Source organism: Acidovorax sp. KPB24-07, from assembly GCF_057543315.1.
On record NZ_BAAJYS010000560.1, the window covers coordinates 1 to 1,765 of the forward strand.

Genomic DNA, 1,765 nt, shown 5'->3' on the forward strand with positions numbered 1-1,765 from the left:
GGCCGGTGCGCCGGCCGGGCGGCCGCCCATGGGGCGCGACAGGTGCTGCAGGCTCCAGCCGGCCTGCGGGCCGCTTTGCTGCATGAGGCGCATGCACTCCATGGCGCGTGCGATGGGGGCCAGCAGGCGCGTCTCGCCCAGCGCCATCACGCACATCGTGAGGAACTTGATGTTCTCGCCCATCACGTCGTCGTTGAAGGTCACGTGCAGCGTGTAGTCGCCGTCTTCCATGCCCGAATGGGCGCCCGCGGGCACCTGCTCGGGGTGGGGCGAGGGCATGGCGCCGACCGCGCCGGGAAAGTGCGGAAACCGCTGCGGCCAGCCGCCGTTCGCCACGCCGTATTCGGGGCCGAACTGCGCGTTGAGCACGAAGTCGATGGCCTTTTGCAGCGGCGCGAGAAAGCGCACGTCGCGCTTTTCCACATACATGCGCAGCAGCAGCTGCGAGGCCACGGCCGTGCCCGCGTCGTCGAACGTGGCGTTGCCGTAGTAGTGCTGGAACTCCTCCAGCCGCCAGCCGTTCTTGCCGATGGTGTCGTACCACTGGCGCAGCGACGCCTCGCCCGCGAAGTCGTGGATGTAGTTCCAGCCGCCCGAGGCGTGCTGCGCCGCGACGATGGCCAGCGTGGTGCGCTCGGCGGCCTGCAGGAAGCGCTCGTCGCCGGTGGCGTGGTAGGCGTCCAGGTACACGTGGCCGACCGAGGGCGTGCCCGGCGGCTGGATCCAGCACATGGTGCGGTAGGCCTCCATCTCGCCGAAGGTCTGCTTCAGGTCGGGCGAGTACGACCACACGTAGCCGCCGCGGTACGAAACCACCTCGTCCATGTAGTCGGCGGCGCGCCGCAGCGCGGTGGCCGCCTCGCCCTGCGGGCCGGATGCGCCGCCCGAACCGCCGCCACAGGCGGTGAGCCACAGCGGCGCGAGCGCCGTCAGCGCGAAATCTCTGCGTTTCATGGAATGTCTCCTCTCGTCTTCGATGCAAGGAATGCACGCGCCGTCGGCGCGGCGATCGCAGCCTGGGGATCCCGGCTGTCTTGGTGTGCAGATCATCTTGAAGGATGTCGTACAACTTGGCGGCGATTGTGGGAGGCAGGGGAGAGGAGGCGATGCGTGTTTACCCGGTCTGCCACGCCCCAGAGGGTGCGTAAGCCTTTGGTAAGGCGCTTCGAGTTAGTACCTACTTAGGCGCAAACGATTGCGCAGTCGGTATCGGTGGGCAACGTCGGGACGGCCGCAAGCGTGGTTTCGGTGGCATTTCGTCACAAAGTGGTACGACAACTGCCGCTTTGCAGGGATGGCGATGTCCCGCAAGTGATTGCGCTGCCGATCAGCGAAAGTGGTCGTATGACGAGTACCGCAGGGGGAGGGCTTGGCCCTGGGCATCCACCAGCCGCAGGCCGGGCGCCGCCTCGATGGTGCCGATGCGGGCCACGGGCGTGGCCGTGGCCTGCCCGGCGGCCTGGACCTCGGCGCGGTGCTCGGGCGCGGCGGTGAACAGCAGTTCGTAGTCGTCGCCGCCGGCCAGGGCGCAGCGCAGCAGGGTTTCGTGGTCAAAAGCCGCTGATGCCCTAGTACTCATTGCCCCTGTTGCTATTAATTCAATAGCGTTCTGGGTGTCGATGCGGGCCCCCACGCCCGAGGCCTGCAGGATGTGGCCCAGGTCGCCCACCAGCCCGTCGCTCACGTCGATGGCGCTGTGGGCCAGCCCGCGCAGGGCCTGCCCCAATGCCACGCGCGGCGTGCGCTCCAGCCGCTCGCGGGCCGG

At 68.4% G+C, this 1,765-nt stretch carries 2 protein-coding genes; both read right to left on the reverse strand.

Features of this window, described 5'->3' with window-relative positions:
* Window positions 1-954, reverse strand: a 954-nt coding sequence (locus AC27IQ_RS23825) for a pectate lyase (protein ID WP_487091038.1), incomplete at its 3' end; no start/stop codon positions are given.
* Between the two features lie 373 nt (window positions 955-1,327).
* Window positions 1,328-1,765, reverse strand: a 438-nt coding sequence (locus AC27IQ_RS23830; protein WP_487091039.1) for a thiamine-phosphate kinase, incomplete at its 5' end; no start/stop codon positions are given.